Source organism: Anaeromicrobium sp., from assembly GCF_025210435.1.
Classification (GTDB): domain Bacteria; phylum Bacillota; class Clostridia; order Peptostreptococcales; family Thermotaleaceae; genus Anaeromicrobium.
Genome location: NZ_JAOART010000023.1, coordinates 62,422 through 77,299 on the forward strand (window position 1 = coordinate 62,422; position 14,878 = coordinate 77,299).

Below are 14,878 nucleotides of genomic sequence, written 5' to 3' on the forward strand. Positions count from 1 at the left end.
ATTAAAGTAGATGTATGAGAGTGTAATTACGGAGGATGATATTCTGGTGCAAAAAAGCATTGTTTAAATGCCTTTGAGGAGGATATTACAGTATAAAAATACTGGTAATATAGATTGATTATATGAATGTATAATCAAATCTGAAGATGTATGAATTTAGAAATTCTTAATAGAACATAACTACTGTTTTGTTAAGCATTTTGAGGAGAGAGTAATCAATAAAATGATTCCCTAGTTTACTAGGTCTGTTCTTAATGCTTAAAAACAGTAGTTTTTTTATTGCTATAAATCGATTGTCAAAATATGCAAGAAAAAGACGAACGATAACGCTATAGCGTCCATTTTTTCTGCTACAATAATATATATAGTAGGCCTATAGAATCATATTTTTGTGTTATTTGTATTTTGTATCGTTATTTTTACAATAACATAAACTGAGTATTTGCAATGGACACAACGGAAATATATAATAAAAAACAAGCACGTGCTAAAAAAAGATAAGTGAAATTTAAAAGAATTTGTATAAAGTGGATATAATATTAATATAGTTAAATTTAACGTTGAAAGAAATAAATGGAAGTAGTATAATATAAAAAAGAACGTATGTTCGACGGGGTTCGAACAAAGGGGGCAACTTATGAAGAAAATAGAGATTAAAGAAATTGAAAAAAATATAGATATAGAATATTTAGTAGATTTAAAAATAAATAATAAAATTATTATAAATAAAAAAAATAACAACAGGTCTAATAAGATCTAGTTGTTATTTTTTTATGTGTGTTTTTTTAAAATATCTAAAATTTTCTTGACATCTTCTGGGGGGATTTCTTTATCCTGCATTTCTTTAGCAAGAGTTAGATACTCAATACCGATATCTCTAAGTTCTTCAGGAAGTTTATCTCCTGAAACTCTTATATGATTAGGATCATCCACTATCCCTAAAAGATAATCAACAGATACATCAAAGAAACAAGATAATTTTTTTAATGTATTAGCATCTGGAATTCTATTTTCTTTTTCCCAATTAGATACTGTTTGCTTAGAAACGTTCATATACTTAGCTAATTGGGGCTGAGTATATTCTTTTTTTAACCTTAATTCCTTTATTCTATTACCAATTGTCAACATAATTAAAACTCCTTCCTTAAGTCAATTATAAACAATTAGTTGATTTTTTAAAATGATTGTCAACTAAATGAATATTTTTTTAGAAAAAAAGTAAAAATACTATTGACAGTAAACAAAAAGTTGACTAAACTGTAAATATATCAAGTAAACATAAAGTTGACCGAGGTGGTGATGAAAGTATGGCTAAAGAATACAAAAGTTTGAAAGCCTATAGAAAGTTAGTAGGTATAAATCAAAGTGATTTGGCACAAATGTTAGGTATAGGAACCAATACATATTCCTTTAAAGAAAATGGCAAAACTCCATTTACATTAGATGAAGCAAAAACCATAGCAGATTTCTTTGGAGCAACTGTAGATGAAATTTTTTTTATGGATACAGTCAACGGTAAGTTGATAAAGACAACTGCTTAAATATAGTTTACCACATGCATATAGGTAAAAAATGAGTAAATATTGGAAAAACAGAGGAGCAGAGAGAAACGAACTCTAGAAAGGGGGCAATAAAAAAGCAGGAGATGAATAACATTGAAATTACTTCTAAAAAAAGTTAGAACACAGAAAGATTTTAGCAAAAGAAAACTTTCTATAGAATCCGGAGTATCAAGATCATTTTTAGATGAACTCGAAAGAGGTAGCAAGAGAAACATATCAGTTAAGCTACTTTGTAAATTGGCATGTGCAATGGAGGTTGAAATAGGGGATCTAGTAGAGTGTAATTGTAGTGAATATGACAAGCAGAATAAAACATAAAGTTTACAAAGGGAGGGAGTAGAATTGGCTAAACCAAAAATCAAAGTTGTTATGAATATTCCAGATATGAAATATGCGGAAAATCTAAAAACTAAAGCATTAGCAGACATAATAATAGCCAGAATAAATAAACTCCCATATGAGCAGAGAAAAGCTGCTAAAGAATACATTGAAAGAGAATATGAGAGGGGGAAGAACAAAAGATGAAATTTTTAAAATTAAATGAGCAAGAAGCAACTATGACAAGTTTAGAGATAGCTGAAATGACGGGCAAAGAGCATAAGAATGTTATAAGAGATATTAAGAATGAAATTGAACAAATAGAAAGTGAAGGCTTAAGAGCTGAGCTCATTTTTGAGCCCAGTGAATACAAAGATGTTACTGGAAGAAAGTTGCCATGTTACAAGCTGAATAAAAAAGGTGTTCTACAGCTAGGTGCTAGATACAATGCTGGAATTAGATATAAATTAATACACTACATAGAAAAACTAGAAGAAGAAAGACAACCGAAATGCATGGAAGATTTAATTATAATGCAAGCCCAGGCCATGAAGAATTTGAAGTTGGAAGTTAATACAGTTAAAGAGATAGCTGCTACTGCTATGGATGAAGTAAAGGAAATAAGAGAGGTTATAGAGATTAATCCAAAAGCAGAGTGGAGAAAGCAAACTAACTTAATGCTTAATAAAATTTCTAAGAAATTAGGAGATTACAGAACACCTAAGGAACAGGCATATAAAGCATTAGAGGAAAGAGCTAAATGTAAGTTAAGTATAAGACTTAAGAACTTACAGAGCAGAGCTATGATGAATGGAATGGCAAAAAGTAAGGTGGACAACCTTAATAATTTAGATGTAATAGCAAATGATCCAAGACTTAAAGAAATATATATTGTCATAGTTAAAGAATTGGCTATAAAGCATAGAGTTAACTAGAAAGGTGGTGGAATAAATGATTAGTGTGGAAACATTAGAAAGACTATATGAGCAAACAGGATTAATTGCAATCTGTAAAAATGGTAAGTTTGTAAAGTTTTCTAAGAAATTAGAAAAAGACCACAAAGCAGCTGCAACTGCATAATAGTGGCCTATAAAAAATACTAGTAATCAAATTATATACAAAACCTTCATTAGATGCAAGGGAGGGACAAGTCGTGAATGAGTTATTAGCTAAAGATTTAGATAAAACACTTACATTATCAGAAAAAGTAGCACGGTTAGAACTTAACAGTAAAAATGTATTAAATCAGTTAGAGGTAGTTAAGAAATATATTAAATCAGCGACTGCGAATAGTGATCCAATTAATAAAGAAATTGAATTAAATGTGGCTAATAATTTTTTAGAAGTGGCCATGGAAGACCTAAAAAAAGTTGAAAGGGGAATATAAAGCATGAATAAATTACAAGTATTAGAGATAAATGAGTTTGAGAAGGTGCAAGAGGAAATGAGAGAAGGGTTTAGAGTTGAAGATAAGGGCCAAGTTGAATGGTGCTTAAGAAAGGTACAAGCCTTACAAGCTGAAATTAAGGATAATAATACATTAGCAGACCAAGAGATAATGAGGATTAATAAATGGAGAGAAGATGAGAATAAGAAAGCTGAGGATAGTATTAATTTCTTCAAAGGATTGCTTGAAGAGTACATGAGAAGTGTCAATGCAGAGGATGAAAAAGTTAGAAGTATGAAATTGCCACACGGAATAATTAGGCTTAAAAAACAACAGCCAGAGTTTAAGTTCCATGAGGAAAAGACAATAGCATGGCTTAAAGAGAATTACCCTGACAAGATCAAGATAGTGGAGAAATTCTCTAAGACAGATGTTAAGAAGATAGTGAAAGATACTGGAGAGGTATTTGATGGCCTAGAAATAGTTCAGAGAGATTATAAATTTGAGATGGAGGTTTAAGATATGGAAAACGTAAGAGAATTACAACCCGTAGGTGGAAGTATATCAATCATAGATGATATAGATGTTACAGCCATACAAGGTACTATGAGAAAAATAACTCAGTTACAAGTAGCAGTACAGAGTACTTTAAAAAAAGATCATGACTTTGGGGTAATACCTGGAACATTTAAGCCTACGTTACTTAAGCCAGGAGCAGAAAAAATATTGATGATGTTCGGATTGACTAGTGAATATGAGTTTTTAGAAAAAGTTGAGAATTACGAAAAAGGTTTCTTTGCATATACTCTTAAATGCAAATTACTTAAAAAAGGACAGAAAATCACAGAAGGTGTAGGCCAATGTAATACCATGGAAGGAAAATATCGTTATAGATGGGTTAGCGAGAAAAATGTACCAGAAGGGATAGCTAAAGAAACATTACCTTCAAGGAATAAGGAAGGGAAGTATGGTCCATATACAGAGTACAAAATTGAAAATGATGATCCATATACACTTGCTAATACTGTTTTAAAAATGGCTAAGAAAAGAGCCCAAGTAGATGCAGTATTGACAGTGGCAAGTTTATCAGAAGTATTTACACAGGATATTGAAGATATGAGGGAGTTTATACAGCAAGAGCAAATGGACAACATGGATGTAACAGATGCCAAGAATTTGAAGATTACTTTTGGAAGTAAGCACAAAGGCAAAACTTTAGGAGAAATATATAAATCTGATATTGGCTATGTGAAATGGTTATCTCATAAAGCTTCTGATGCAGTAGTAAGAAAAGCAGCCACGGAGTTATTAATGGAAAAAGAAAATGAAGGAGAGAAAACTGTACAAGATGGAGACGATCATCCATTCTAACATAGATAAAGGAGAAGGTGAATCTCGATGTGTATATTTTACAAACCAACTGAATATGGAAAAAGCACCTGGGGTGATGTCGTTCCGCCTTCTCCGCCCTGGTGCAAGTTAAAGAGTGTTGAACTCATATCATTTGATAGACAAGACCCCTGCGGAGAGTGCAAATATCGTACAAATGATGAGCTTAAGATTGAACCTTACAAAAGGGAGTTCAATAAAGAATATATGGAACTGGCTATTACTTATGAAGATAATGAACCAATACCATTTTAAAGTAAATGTTAATGTAAAACATTAAGGAGGACACTAAATGCTTAGTAATCCCAAACTATTGAGTATAGAGCGTGCGAGTGTAGGTACACGCTTAAACTCAATAGCTAAAAAGAAAAAGAAAGTTTTTACCTTAATTATATTTTTAGTATTGGCAGTAATATTTGGAATTATACAGTTGATAGTAAAGTAGGTGGAAAAGATGACAAAAGCAAAAAGATATTATTGGTTAAAATTACATGATAATTTCTTTGATAGAGAAGAAATTAAGCTAGTAGAAAATATGACGAATGGTAAGGACTATATAATTTTTTACCTAAAGCTATTATTAAAATCTATCAAAACAGAAGGGGAACTTAGATTTAGAAACGTCATTCCTTATACACCTGAAATGTTAGCTAGTATAACAGGAATTAATATAGATACGGTTAGAGTTGCTACTGATTTATTTATCAATTTGCAGCTTATGGAAAAATGGGATGATGGAACTCTCTTTATGGCTGAAACACAAGCTATGATAGGGAGTGAAACCGAGTCAGCTAAACGGATGAGAAGGAAAAGAGAAAAAGATCAAAAACTATTAGCGTCACAATGTGACGAAGATGTGCAAAAAAGTGACACAGAGATAGAGTTAGAGAAAGAGATAGATATAGATATAAATAATAGTGTTGAAGATTCGGATGAACCTTCAAGCCATTCTGATGAAAAAATTAAATATGATGAAAAATCTACGTACTATAAAGCTGCTATATACCTAAGAGAAAAAATACTAGAGTTTAATCCTAAGTGTAGAGTTCCTAAGGATACTTTAAAGGATTTACAAAAGTGGTCTAACGATATGAGACTTATATTTGAGAAAGATAATAGAACTAGAGAAGAAGTATATCGGATTATTCAATTCATCTTTGATGAAGATGATTTTTGGAGCACAGTAGTTCAATCTCCTAGTGGTCTTAGGAAGAATTGGGATAAAATCATGGCCCAAATGATAGCCAAGGAGAAAAAGAAAGATAGGGTTGAGGTAAATAAACCTAAGGGTAATAATAATAGATTCCATAATTTTAAGCAACGAACGGATAAGTATTCGGCTGAGGAACTAGAAAAATTAGTGCGAAATAGGGGGAAGAACAAAGATGAGCCATAGGGGAGTAAGTAGTCCTTGTTATCAATGCAACGCAAGGTACATAGGTTGCCACGATGAATGTGAGAAATACTTGGAGCGAAAAAGAAAAATATATGAAGCTAAAAAAGTGGAACAGGAAATAAATAATTATATTTGCTGGCAGAGTGGGATAAATGCAGAAATAACTAGGAAATGCAATTCACGATAAGGGGGATAATCATGTTTAAACAAGCTAATGAATTAGCTACAGCAGTAGCGGAGATGGCCTTAGCAGGAAAAGATACTAATGAACTTATAAACCAGGCTAAAGAAGTGATGGGAACATATGGACAAGCTATAAAGTGTGAAATGGGAAAAGGGAAGCTACTGGATGTAGTCAGAGGCAAATAGTTCTATAGGAAAGGGGATCTTCAATGATTAACTCTGCAGTTGAGAAATTAGAAAAGGGACTTGAGAATGAGGATAAAGTAGGAGTACCGGCACGACATATAATTAAATTTTTAATAGCAAGGTGCAAAACAGACGAAGCTTTTTCAAAAAAAGTGCTTGTGAAGGAAAAAGAAGTAGAAGGTTGCTTTAATTATGTCTATGAAGAAGTAAAGAAAAGATTAAGTGGTAAAAGTGGCTGGATGGCTGATGATGAAGTTTATAAAATTGCATCAATGTATTTTGACCCTGATGATACTGAATTTGATTATAAGTCAATAAATAAAGCTAGAGTTGAAAATTCTGATTCAATTATTCAGACAAAGATAGTGGAGCAAAAGGCAGTCACTAATAAAAGGACCACAAGATTTACTAAAAAGAAAAATGGAAAAGTAATTAATTTCAAAGATCAAGTATCAATGTTTGAATTAGTGTAAGTTATTTGAGGGGGATGGCAATGAAAAAGAAATTACTTTCACAGGTGCCAATAGAAGAATTAAATATAGATTGGGATAGTTATGAATATGAAGATAAATTACATCATCTAGCAGCTAAAGAAGTGACAGTAAATGAGAATAAAGTTTTAATGATACATCTGTATAGAGCTAATCCAGAAGAAAGACAAGTAAATTTCAGTTACAGAGTATTCTTAACCAAAGATGATTATATAACACAGGATTTAAGGACAAGCCCTATGAAATGGAAAACAGGAGCCATAGAAAGCTTATTAGGATATGCAGGATATGTGTGGTATAAGAATGCTAAATGTGTTGATCAAGAATCAGCTAGAGTTATAAAAGACTTTCTTAAAACGGAAGATAATCCATGTAAGGCCATATATAAATTACAAGAAGAGATTAAACACAACAGATTGAGAAAGAGACATGCAGCCATTAAATCTAAGATTGATAAAAGAATGGAAAATGTACCACCAGTACCTATGGATTTTAAGGAATGGGTTGAAAATATTGCATTGTACAAGAGTAGATACATTTACTATGAATATAAAAAAGGCAAGAAGAAGCTAAAAGCTTATTGTACCCATTGTAAACAGGATCTTATTGTGGAATCACCACGATACAACCAGAAAGGCACATGTATTTGTGGTAGCCCTACAACGTATAAGTCAGTAGGAAAAGCCACTGGTGTACATGATACAGGGGAAGCAATTTTAATACAAAAGGTAGATGGAGATATTTTATTGAGATATTTTACAATATCAAAGACATACAGAGATCACTACAGACATCCTAAATTATACTATGGAGAAATGAAGAGAGTTTTTCTAAATAGTGAGGGTAGGACCAAAGCCTATGAATGGGCAGATTTTAAGCAAACAGGAGAAATGAGATGGTGTGATAGTCTTGGCAAATATGAAAGACTATATACTGCAGCTGTATATGATAGGAATTTAGAAGATGTTCTAGGAGGAACAAAATATCAGTACTGTGCACTAAAGGAATTTATAACGCATAAGCCAGGCCATAAGGTAGATGCATTAGAGTACTTAAGAAAATATGAAAAATATCCAGTCATTGAGTATTTAGTAAAACTTAAATTATATAACTTGGTTGGTCATATAGTAAAAGAATATAGCTACTCAAAATTAAATCTAAAAGGGAAGTCTATAAAAGAAGTATTAGGAGTAGACAAAGAGTATATGCCAGTACTACAAAGACTTAATGTAAACGATGATGAACTTATGATAATCAAAGAATCTCAGAAAAGAAATATAAAAATTAGTGATGAACAGATAAGGTTTATAGGGAATCAACTCATGGGAAGTCTAGATATATTTAATTGCAGCGAATATACCACTATAAGCAGAGTAATCAAATACATTAAGAAAAATGCATTTTGTAAACCTGGTGAGCGTTATGCCTATGATAAATTCCTAGATTGGAAAGATTACATAGAAAACTGTAGAGTTCTTGGATATGACATAAGAAGTGAATTTGTAATATTTCCTAAAGATTTTAAAAAAGAACATGACAAAGTGTATAAGTTAGTCCAGGAAAATCAAAGTGAGCTCTTTGACAAAGCTATAAAAAATATGAGTAATAATATATCTAGTCTATATAATTGGCAAAGAAAAGATTACATGATAATAGCTCCTAAGAGTGCAGAGGAAATTATAAGAGAAGGAGAAGCTCTTCATCATTGTGTAGGAACCTATATAGAAAAGATGGCCAAAGGCAAATCTATAATACTATTCTTAAGACAAAAGAATAATCCTATAAAATCATTCTACACCATTGAAGTAAAGAATGGGAAAGTAGTGCAATGTAGAGGCAAAAAGAATAAGAGCATGACTAAGGAGATAGAAAAGTTAATAAATAGATTTAGTAAAGAGAAATTAGTACCAATGTTACAGAAGAAAATAGCAAGTTAATAAGGGGGAATTAAGGTGGAATTTTTAATACCGATATTACACTCTAATGAAGAGTTAGGGTTTAAAGATAACTTAGATTTGGATAAGTTAGGAGAAAAATTAATAGAAGAGGCCAAAGAAGTACAGTCAGCTATAAACTGCTTTTTAGAATGTGATGATGTTGGTTTTAAATCTAAGAACATAGGAGATATAGTTGAGGAGGCTATGGATGCAATACAAATAGGTATAGGGATATTAAATTTCTGTATGAAAGAAGATGGTCAGATAACAAAAGAGAGAATGAAAGCTCATTTACCTAAATTGTTAAAAAGAGGATGGTTAGTTGAAAATGTATTGAGAGTTGAGGAGTTTTAATATGAGCAGAGTAAAAGGAAATTACATTAAAAATCATAGAATGGCCAACAAGGGGAAATTATTTGAGAAAGAAGTCATATTATCCAATACGGCCTATAAGAATAGTGGCATAGCATTAATTCAAAAGATTAGTACTCCATGGAATGTAGTAAGGCAAGGAAAGAAAATAGTATCAGCATTTCCTGAGGAAAAAAGTACTTTGGATTTTAGGGGAACTGTAAAAGGTGGTATGTCAGTATCTTTTGATTGCAAGGAGACAGTTAACGAAAATGGGTTGCCACTTAGGAATATAGAGCCACATCAAATAGAGTATATGAGAATGGCCATAGCCATGGGTGAGACAAGCTTTATTCTTTGTTACATGAAAAAACTTAATAAGAGATTCTTGATTCAAGGAAATATTGTTGTAGATCATTGGGACAGATGGCAAGAGAACAAAGGAAAAAGAGGTTTTAACTATATACCTAAGGAGCTTATGACTGAAGTTAAATCAGGTAAAGGCATTATACTAGACTACTTAAAGGGACTGGATAAGATATGAAGAGACAATCTATAGAACTAGACAATTTATTTCCACAGGATATAAAGCAGTATTATGAAGTTGCTCATGAGTACCTAGAATTACAACCGGAGAACTTTAGAGGAGCATTTAAGTTATCTCAAATGGCATGGGCATTAGCAGATAGATGGAATGACATATTGGCTAATATATCTAAATTAGACATTACTAAAGGAACTACTAAAAGTGAGTTACAAAAGTATTGTTATGGGAAGTATAGGCAAATGAAATTGATACATGAGCATTGTAGGAGTATATGGAGGCTAGGTGAAGATATAAACAAATTCAATGCAAAATAGTTGAGGTGAGGATATGAGTTCACAAGAAATGGCCGCAAGGGCAATCATTAGATTATTAAATGAAGAATTCGGAATATTCAGAGAATATAAAAGGGCAGCTATAGAATTATTTGAGGAAGAAGAAAGAGAGATAGAAATACCTAGAGCAAGTTTTCCTATAGGAGAGCTTATACCAAAGAAGGTTAGAAAAGAATTATACGAGATTGCATAAGGGGGATTATCAATATGTTTATAAATGCAAAAAAGGGTCATGTATGGGTTGTTACTGAGAAAGCTGAAAAACAATTTGGAGGGAAGAAAGCTGGAACACCACTTAATAAGGCATACAAGAAGAAAGTTCATGAAAGCTGGGTTAAAAAAGGTTATGTAGAGGAAAAGAAGGTGGATGCCAATGTATAACCAGGAGTTAGTAACAGAGAATATGGGATTGGTACATATGGTTTGCCAAAAGTATAGACAATCCATAAATGGAATAATTGACTATGAAGATCTTGCAGGAGTAGGAACTGAGGGGTTGATAAAGGCAGCACAAATATATGATCCATCAAGAGGAGTTAAATTTTCAACTGTAGCAGTGACTTGGATTAAAGGGTATGTAATGAAATTCATTAGAAATTGGAGCGATGGAATTAAGTATCCAAGACAAGTGAAGTTAGATTCTAGAGATATTGTAGAGAAAAACTTAATAGAATCTAATCCAGAAGAAATAGCTAATAAATTAAAGATATCAGTATATAGAGCTAAAGCAGCATTAGATTATTACAAGCACAAAGAAGTAAGGTATTTAGATGAACCTGTACATGATGGAGAAGGAAAAACCATAGTTTTAAAAGATAGAATCGGTTGTGAGTCACAAGAAAATAGTGTAGATAAACAACTCTTGTTAAATGCTTTTATAGGTACCTTAACTAAAAGAGAAAAATTAATTGTAGAGTTACAATTTAAAGGCGAAAGTCAAACTCAGATAGGTAAAATCATAGGAATATCACAAGCACAAGTAGGAAGAATCATTAAAAATATCTATGTTAAAGCAGAGACCTATGGAAAGGAAAATATAGTGGCTTAATAAATGGGCCACTATAGGCCCTAAGCTACAAGGCTGTAATTAAGAGGGGGAAAATATAAAATGAGAAAAATAGATTCAATACTTATAAAGAAGGTAATTACTCACGTAATAGACATGAATTCAGATAGACCATTACTAAATGATTTTACTCAAGAAATAGATGCAACTATTCATGAATTTTTAGAAAAACATATTGTGAAGAATCTACAAAGTGAGGATAACAAGAAGGCTAATTTTAGAAGTGGAGAACAGACTATATTGAGAGCTTGTGAGAGTATATTTGATGATAGTGATACTTTTGTAGCCAACTCCCAAAGAATAGCGGAGAGGCTGTTTAAGGTCATGAAAGATAATAACTATAGTTCATCTTGTGACTTGGTAGTAGTATTGTATTCCTTTGAAGAAAATGATTATGTAGCCATACTAAATTTAGACTACAGTACATCCTTTATACATCAGGTAGAGTTTGTAGAGGATAGATTTAAGATAGATATTAAACCACAAGCTATAGGTCTTCCAGGGACGAATAAGAAGATTAATAAATGTGCATTTATAAAAAGATATGATGAAGAAAGTGAATATGATCTCATTGTTCTAGATAAATATGTGGATTTAAAAAATGATGATATAGTTCCATTCTTTGTAAATGATTTTTTAAACTGCAATATGATTCTAGATGATAGAGATAAAACTAAAATATTTAGGGATTCTGTGGAAAAGTGGGTTAGAAAGAATCTGAGAGAAGATATTGATGCTGCTATGGAGGTTAGGGATGAACTAGTAAATCAATATAGAAATAAAGTGGATATAGATCCTAATGATTTTGTACGACAAGTGATTGATGATAATGATAAAAGAGACCATTTAGTACAATACTTAGCCGATGCAGGAATTAATTCTAAATTTGAAATAGATAAGGATTGGGTTGAGAAAAAGATTAAAAAGAGAAAAATCAAAACTAATACTGGAGTGAAGATTGAGGTAGCGTATGAGGACTTTAAAGATAATTCTAAAATTGAAATTGAAAGAAATAATGATGGAACTATAGATATAGTAGTTAAAAGTGTGAGATTTACACAAGAGTCCTAAAGATGTATTAAGTGAAAAGTATCGAAGAAAAAAGGCAGTTATCCATGTGGATTATGCTGTGTGTTGAACATCTATGTTCATGCTCTACCGCTGAGCTACCTCCCCAGAAAGCCACAACACACAGCATTGGTGATATAAAGTATCGAGTCAAGGAACCCCACAACCTTTCAATATAAATTCGTATAGCTGTAATTTCTTTTGTAAAGAAATCCACTGCTATAGTAAAAGTTACAACCGAAAAAATGGAAAGGATCAATTTCAACACTTCGGGGAGGGTTGGAATCGAACCAACGCACTGGGCATCAAATTGTATTATAAATTTATCACAAACTAACAAATAGTTCAAGAAAAGAAATGGGAATGCATGCAGAAATCAGTAATATGCCTTATATAGAAAAGGTTGTAAATAAGTATGAATTTAAAATAGATGACAAACGGAAGGTAAAGTCGCTAGAATGAAGTTTTACTGTATAGACCGAAAAAGTGATAAGGATAATAGTTAGGGAAAAGAAGAACTATGATGAAAAATAAGAGCAGGATCGCTGCTCTTATTGAGACATTATATACATAAATGTAAAGAAAACGAAAACAAGAAATAAAAAAATCATAGTTAACGAAACTAAATAATTGAGATAATAGAATCCAGCAATAAAAATTAGTAATCCTGCTATGCCAGTTAATCCGTAGACAATAACAGTATAATCTTCATAAAGATTAATTGCTTGTATTATTAATGTTATACCGTTATGAAAACAAAGTAAACCTGCAATAAGAGAACATATTAATGTAAGCATATAATCATCTGTATTAGAAAGTAAGTATTTGCCTAACTCTAAAAATGTTTCAGGTTTGGGTAGTTTTCCAATTAAATAGTTAGAAATAGAAGTAAAAATTGCTCCTGAAACAATAGTTGTTATAAAAATATTTTTATTACGTGAAAGATTATAGAAAGATGAAATTTTGTTAGATATATGATCTAAATCCAAATACATAGCAACCTCCAATATATAGAATTTTATACCAAAATTATACAATGTAATTATAAAGATTTCAAATTTATTTAAGTAAAATAATGTATAGATTTATATAAAAATGTCAAATTAAAGGTTTGGGTAATGGTTTTACTATGTAGGTTATCTAAAAAATTGAATATACAGATTATTAGAATGTATGGTAATAAGAAAATATAAAAAGAATTTAAAAAGATAGTTAAATATTGCAGTAAAGAAATTAAAAAGTTTTGAAAATTTATAACCAAGGAGGGGGATAATGTTTGATTGCTGCAGTAGATACATGGAATGTTCTAAAGAAGGATTCTGTACCAATAAAAATGAGGATCTCAAAAAAGAGTGCTCTTATAGAAAGAAGTTAGAACAGGGCATTAATTTTTATTACAAAGATAGATATTCAAAGTCTTTCATAGAGATACAGGGTAGATTATTTTCAATAGGAGAAAGATCTAGTTACGGAGGATATACTAGGAGCTTAAGTAAAAGTGCATTAGATGAACTTAATTCTAAGATTAATATAAGGGGAGTGGCCCTAGTAAGTCAGGTGAATTTTAAGAAAATACAGGTAGAAAAAGTGAGTGAAGAGAATAGAGCTCATTGCAAAGTAATATTGACCATTGATGGTATTAAGTATAATATCCAAAATTTCAACTCAAGAGCTTTAACTCACGATACTGCTAAAGGCATAAGAGAATTATTTGTAGAGAACGGATATTTATGTGCTATAGAACAATTTGGAACTAGTGGCTATGGACATAAGAGAAATAATAAAATAACAACTTCGAATAAAAGTACAACGAAAGATTCAGTAAAAAAAGAGATAAAGCCTATTAAGATGAAAGATAAACAAATGAAAAAAGAAGAAAAACAGCCACAAACAAATGTACAATTATCAATGTTTGATTTGAAAGTTATATAAGGCAGCATAAGGGGGAGATTACATGGCGAAAGTTAATATAGAAAGCATAATTAAAAGAACAGCACAAGAAACTGTTAAGGAGCTAGAGCGAAATAGATTAATTAAAAGTGATTCATTGACTTACTTTCAGAAAACAGAGAAGTTATTATATAGTTATCCAGATTTATTACAAGCAATTAAACAAAAAGAAGAAGATATTAAGTATATAGAATCATATGGTGTAGGAGAAACATCAAAGTCAGTGGTATTATATACTACTGGCGGTGGAGGAAGTGAACAGGAAAAGTATGTAGAGATTATAGAAGGATATAAAGCTTCAAGAGAAAGAACTAAGAGGCTAACTGAGAAAATAGAAAGAGCCATAGATGAAATAAAAGAGGATAAATATTACTGTATCATCGAGAAAAAATATTTTACTAAACTTACAAGAGAGGAAATGGAAGAAGTTTTAAATATAAGTGAAAGTACCATAAGAAGGCATAGAAACAGACTTATAAACAGATTAAAGGTAATATTATTTGGAGCAGATGCATTAGAATAGTGACCGTTTTGTGAATAATTATTGACCTTTTAGCCAAGGGGGTAACTGTAGTAATATGTTAGTAGAAGATTTTGTGGTTGTCCCCCTTGATGACCAAAGATGCAGAGAGAAAACTTCTTACATAATTATAAAATGGCTATGGTACACCTGATCTAGTAGAGAGGCAGTCGAGAAATCGGCTGTCTTTTGTTA

26 protein-coding genes are annotated in these 14,878 nt (G+C 31.5%); 24 read left to right on the forward strand and 2 right to left on the reverse strand.

The features are described 5' to 3' along the window. The first annotated feature begins 637 nt into the window (after positions 1-637). Positions 638-760 carry a hypothetical protein gene (locus N4A57_RS02535; RefSeq protein WP_293655906.1) on the forward strand — a complete coding sequence of 41 codons (123 nt, stop codon included), beginning with the start codon at positions 638-640 and terminating at the stop codon, positions 758-760. Between the two features lie 11 nt (positions 761-771). Here N4A57_RS02535 and N4A57_RS02540 read toward each other — a convergent pair whose 3' ends face one another. After that, positions 772-1,128 carry a helix-turn-helix domain-containing protein gene (locus tag N4A57_RS02540; protein WP_293655908.1) on the reverse strand — a complete coding sequence of 119 codons (357 nt, stop codon included), beginning with the start codon at positions 1,126-1,128 and terminating at the stop codon, positions 772-774. Positions 1,129-1,307: 179 nt separating this feature from the next. Here N4A57_RS02540 and N4A57_RS02545 point away from each other — a divergent pair, with 179 nt between their 5' ends. From N4A57_RS02545 to N4A57_RS02645, 21 genes are all read left to right on the forward strand, one after another. Further along, on the forward strand, positions 1,308-1,541 hold the full coding sequence (locus N4A57_RS02545; RefSeq protein WP_293655909.1) for a helix-turn-helix transcriptional regulator: 234 nt from the start codon (positions 1,308-1,310) through the stop codon (positions 1,539-1,541). Positions 1,542-1,655: 114 nt separating this feature from the next. Next, positions 1,656-1,880, forward strand: a complete 225-nt coding sequence (locus N4A57_RS02550) for a helix-turn-helix domain-containing protein (protein WP_293655911.1) — start codon at positions 1,656-1,658, stop codon at positions 1,878-1,880. Positions 1,881-1,904: 24 nt separating this feature from the next. Next, the gene (locus N4A57_RS02555) at positions 1,905-2,087 is read left to right on the forward strand and encodes a hypothetical protein (RefSeq protein ID WP_293655913.1); all 183 of its coding nucleotides are present in this window, start codon (positions 1,905-1,907) and stop codon (positions 2,085-2,087) included. Next, a complete protein-coding gene (locus N4A57_RS02560) occupies positions 2,084-2,815 on the forward strand; it encodes a Rha family transcriptional regulator (RefSeq protein ID WP_293655915.1) in 732 nt (243 codons plus the stop codon). The genes N4A57_RS02555 and N4A57_RS02560 overlap by 4 nt, the downstream gene beginning before the upstream one ends. A gap of 16 nt (positions 2,816-2,831) precedes the next feature. Continuing rightward, complete coding sequence (locus N4A57_RS02565; RefSeq protein ID WP_293655916.1) at positions 2,832-2,960, forward strand: hypothetical protein; 129 nt, start codon at positions 2,832-2,834, stop codon at positions 2,958-2,960. A 73-nt stretch (positions 2,961-3,033) separates the two neighbouring features. Then, positions 3,034-3,267 carry a hypothetical protein gene (locus N4A57_RS02570; protein ID WP_293655917.1) on the forward strand — a complete coding sequence of 78 codons (234 nt, stop codon included), beginning with the start codon at positions 3,034-3,036 and terminating at the stop codon, positions 3,265-3,267. A 3-nt stretch (positions 3,268-3,270) separates the two neighbouring features. Further along, the gene (locus N4A57_RS02575; RefSeq protein ID WP_293655918.1) at positions 3,271-3,786 is read left to right on the forward strand and encodes a host-nuclease inhibitor Gam family protein; all 516 of its coding nucleotides are present in this window, start codon (positions 3,271-3,273) and stop codon (positions 3,784-3,786) included. Between the two features lie 3 nt (positions 3,787-3,789). Continuing rightward, positions 3,790-4,638: a hypothetical protein gene (locus N4A57_RS02580; RefSeq protein WP_293655920.1), complete on the forward strand. Its 849-nt coding sequence runs from the start codon at positions 3,790-3,792 to the stop codon at positions 4,636-4,638. A 27-nt stretch (positions 4,639-4,665) separates the two neighbouring features. Beyond that, a complete protein-coding gene (locus tag N4A57_RS02585) occupies positions 4,666-4,911 on the forward strand; it encodes a hypothetical protein (protein WP_293655921.1) in 246 nt (81 codons plus the stop codon). 37 nt (positions 4,912-4,948) lie between these two features. Next, positions 4,949-5,101 carry a hypothetical protein gene (locus N4A57_RS02590; RefSeq protein WP_293655922.1) on the forward strand — a complete coding sequence of 51 codons (153 nt, stop codon included), beginning with the start codon at positions 4,949-4,951 and terminating at the stop codon, positions 5,099-5,101. 9 nt (positions 5,102-5,110) lie between these two features. Continuing rightward, entirely contained in the window at positions 5,111-6,052 is a 942-nt protein-coding gene (locus tag N4A57_RS02595; RefSeq protein ID WP_293655923.1) for a phage replisome organizer N-terminal domain-containing protein, read from the forward strand. 198 nt (positions 6,053-6,250) lie between these two features. Beyond that, entirely contained in the window at positions 6,251-6,421 is a 171-nt protein-coding gene (locus tag N4A57_RS02600; protein ID WP_293655924.1) for a hypothetical protein, read from the forward strand. A gap of 23 nt (positions 6,422-6,444) precedes the next feature. After that, a complete protein-coding gene (locus tag N4A57_RS02605) occupies positions 6,445-6,894 on the forward strand; it encodes a Cas9 inhibitor AcrIIA9 family protein (RefSeq protein WP_293655925.1) in 450 nt (149 codons plus the stop codon). Between the two features lie 20 nt (positions 6,895-6,914). After that, positions 6,915-8,849, forward strand: a complete 1,935-nt coding sequence (locus N4A57_RS02610; RefSeq protein WP_293655926.1) for a PcfJ domain-containing protein — start codon at positions 6,915-6,917, stop codon at positions 8,847-8,849. 15 nt (positions 8,850-8,864) lie between these two features. Further along, positions 8,865-9,203, forward strand: a complete 339-nt coding sequence (locus N4A57_RS02615; protein ID WP_293655927.1) for a hypothetical protein — start codon at positions 8,865-8,867, stop codon at positions 9,201-9,203. A gap of 1 nt (position 9,204) precedes the next feature. Further along, on the forward strand, positions 9,205-9,744 hold the full coding sequence (locus tag N4A57_RS02620; protein ID WP_293655928.1) for a Holliday junction resolvase RecU: 540 nt from the start codon (positions 9,205-9,207) through the stop codon (positions 9,742-9,744). Further along, entirely contained in the window at positions 9,741-10,061 is a 321-nt protein-coding gene (locus N4A57_RS02625; protein WP_293655930.1) for a hypothetical protein, read from the forward strand. The genes N4A57_RS02620 and N4A57_RS02625 overlap by 4 nt, the downstream gene beginning before the upstream one ends. Before the next feature lie 13 nt (positions 10,062-10,074). Then, positions 10,075-10,272, forward strand: a complete 198-nt coding sequence (locus N4A57_RS02630; protein WP_293655932.1) for a hypothetical protein — start codon at positions 10,075-10,077, stop codon at positions 10,270-10,272. Positions 10,273-10,286: 14 nt separating this feature from the next. Next, positions 10,287-10,460, forward strand: coding sequence for a hypothetical protein (locus tag N4A57_RS02635; RefSeq protein ID WP_293655933.1), 174 nt, complete (start codon positions 10,287-10,289; stop codon positions 10,458-10,460). Continuing rightward, complete coding sequence (locus tag N4A57_RS02640; RefSeq protein ID WP_293655935.1) at positions 10,453-11,127, forward strand: sigma-70 family RNA polymerase sigma factor; 675 nt, start codon at positions 10,453-10,455, stop codon at positions 11,125-11,127. The genes N4A57_RS02635 and N4A57_RS02640 overlap by 8 nt, the downstream gene beginning before the upstream one ends. A 60-nt stretch (positions 11,128-11,187) precedes the next feature. Next, complete coding sequence (locus N4A57_RS02645) at positions 11,188-12,216, forward strand: nucleoid-associated protein (RefSeq protein ID WP_293655936.1); 1,029 nt, start codon at positions 11,188-11,190, stop codon at positions 12,214-12,216. Between the two features lie 548 nt (positions 12,217-12,764). Here N4A57_RS02645 and N4A57_RS02650 read toward each other — a convergent pair. Continuing rightward, positions 12,765-13,202 (reverse strand): hypothetical protein, encoded by a 438-nt coding sequence (locus N4A57_RS02650; RefSeq protein ID WP_293655937.1) that lies wholly within the window; start codon positions 13,200-13,202, stop codon positions 12,765-12,767. A gap of 283 nt (positions 13,203-13,485) precedes the next feature. On the opposite strand from N4A57_RS02650, the gene N4A57_RS02655 reads away from it, so the two are divergent. Both N4A57_RS02655 and N4A57_RS02660 read left to right on the forward strand, forming a co-directional pair. Further along, positions 13,486-14,145 (forward strand): hypothetical protein, encoded by a 660-nt coding sequence (locus tag N4A57_RS02655; protein ID WP_293655939.1) that lies wholly within the window; start codon positions 13,486-13,488, stop codon positions 14,143-14,145. A 22-nt stretch (positions 14,146-14,167) separates the two neighbouring features. Then, positions 14,168-14,686, forward strand: a complete 519-nt coding sequence (locus N4A57_RS02660) for a sigma-70 family RNA polymerase sigma factor (RefSeq protein WP_293655941.1) — start codon at positions 14,168-14,170, stop codon at positions 14,684-14,686. Positions 14,687-14,878: the final 192 nt, after the last annotated feature.

Coding starts and splice junctions, on each gene's coding strand:
- N4A57_RS02535 (WP_293655906.1), top strand. CDS start 638: ATGAAGAAAATAGAGATTAAAGAAATTGAAAAAAATATAGATATAGAA.
- N4A57_RS02540 (WP_293655908.1), bottom strand. CDS start 1,128: ATGTTGACAATTGGTAATAGAATAAAGGAATTAAGGTTAAAAAAAGAA.
- N4A57_RS02545 (WP_293655909.1), top strand. CDS start 1,308: ATGGCTAAAGAATACAAAAGTTTGAAAGCCTATAGAAAGTTAGTAGGT.
- N4A57_RS02560 (WP_293655915.1), top strand. CDS start 2,084: ATGAAATTTTTAAAATTAAATGAGCAAGAAGCAACTATGACAAGTTTA.
- N4A57_RS02565 (WP_293655916.1), top strand. CDS start 2,832: ATGATTAGTGTGGAAACATTAGAAAGACTATATGAGCAAACAGGATTA.
- N4A57_RS02575 (WP_293655918.1), top strand. CDS start 3,271: ATGAATAAATTACAAGTATTAGAGATAAATGAGTTTGAGAAGGTGCAA.
- N4A57_RS02580 (WP_293655920.1), top strand. CDS start 3,790: ATGGAAAACGTAAGAGAATTACAACCCGTAGGTGGAAGTATATCAATC.
- N4A57_RS02585 (WP_293655921.1), top strand. CDS start 4,666: ATGTGTATATTTTACAAACCAACTGAATATGGAAAAAGCACCTGGGGT.
- N4A57_RS02590 (WP_293655922.1), top strand. CDS start 4,949: ATGCTTAGTAATCCCAAACTATTGAGTATAGAGCGTGCGAGTGTAGGT.
- N4A57_RS02595 (WP_293655923.1), top strand. CDS start 5,111: ATGACAAAAGCAAAAAGATATTATTGGTTAAAATTACATGATAATTTC.
- N4A57_RS02600 (WP_293655924.1), top strand. CDS start 6,251: ATGTTTAAACAAGCTAATGAATTAGCTACAGCAGTAGCGGAGATGGCC.
- N4A57_RS02605 (WP_293655925.1), top strand. CDS start 6,445: ATGATTAACTCTGCAGTTGAGAAATTAGAAAAGGGACTTGAGAATGAG.
- N4A57_RS02610 (WP_293655926.1), top strand. CDS start 6,915: ATGAAAAAGAAATTACTTTCACAGGTGCCAATAGAAGAATTAAATATA.
- N4A57_RS02620 (WP_293655928.1), top strand. CDS start 9,205: ATGAGCAGAGTAAAAGGAAATTACATTAAAAATCATAGAATGGCCAAC.
- N4A57_RS02625 (WP_293655930.1), top strand. CDS start 9,741: ATGAAGAGACAATCTATAGAACTAGACAATTTATTTCCACAGGATATA.
- N4A57_RS02630 (WP_293655932.1), top strand. CDS start 10,075: ATGAGTTCACAAGAAATGGCCGCAAGGGCAATCATTAGATTATTAAAT.
- N4A57_RS02635 (WP_293655933.1), top strand. CDS start 10,287: ATGTTTATAAATGCAAAAAAGGGTCATGTATGGGTTGTTACTGAGAAA.
- N4A57_RS02640 (WP_293655935.1), top strand. CDS start 10,453: ATGTATAACCAGGAGTTAGTAACAGAGAATATGGGATTGGTACATATG.
- N4A57_RS02645 (WP_293655936.1), top strand. CDS start 11,188: ATGAGAAAAATAGATTCAATACTTATAAAGAAGGTAATTACTCACGTA.
- N4A57_RS02655 (WP_293655939.1), top strand. CDS start 13,486: ATGTTTGATTGCTGCAGTAGATACATGGAATGTTCTAAAGAAGGATTC.
- N4A57_RS02660 (WP_293655941.1), top strand. CDS start 14,168: ATGGCGAAAGTTAATATAGAAAGCATAATTAAAAGAACAGCACAAGAA.